Below are 600 nucleotides of genomic sequence, written 5' to 3' on the forward strand. Positions count from 1 at the left end.
TCGTCCTGCAGCTGCAGCTGCGCCAGCATCAGCATCGACTGGTAGTGGCCGTTGTTGTCCAGGCCGTTGAACTGGATCGCCTGCTTCAGGTACGCCTGCGCGGCCTTGCTGTCGTCGAGGTTGTAGGCGGCCTGCGCGGCCAGCTGCGCGGCGACCGACTTGTCGTACTCGTTGGCGCCGCTGTTGGCCAGGATCTCGTCGGCCTGGGCGCGCACCGCCGCGTAGTCCTCGCCCTTGTTGTAGGTGTCGATCAGCTTCTGCAGCTTGCTGCCGAGCTTGGACGACGGCTTGCCGGTCGGCTCCTTGCGCTCGGCATTGGGGAACAGCACCGCCGCCTTCTCGTTCTTCGCATTGCGCGAGGAGCGGTGGTCGGTGCGATCGCTCTGCGCAGCGGCATCGGTCACCACCGCGCCACCGAGGGCGGCGGCGATCACCAGGGACAACAACGCTTGCTTGCGAATGCGGAATTTCATGGGTCACCTCGGTGGAAACCGCCCGGAGCGGCACGGAAGACGGAGCGGCCATTCCTCGGCCGAGCCAGCAAACCTATCAGAAACCTGTACGCCGTGAAAACGTTTTTGGATGCGTTTTCTGTGACAG

At 64.3% G+C, this 600-nt stretch carries 1 pseudogene; it reads right to left on the minus strand.

The window, feature by feature from the left end:
* A pseudogene (locus CEK69_RS20895) lies at positions 1-473 on the minus strand (hypothetical protein); the annotation flags it as partial.
* Positions 474-600 lie beyond the last annotated feature (127 nt).

This window comes from Xanthomonas sp. LMG 12462 (genome assembly GCF_009192885.1).
GTDB lineage: Bacteria > Pseudomonadota > Gammaproteobacteria > Xanthomonadales > Xanthomonadaceae > Xanthomonas_A > Xanthomonas_A sontii.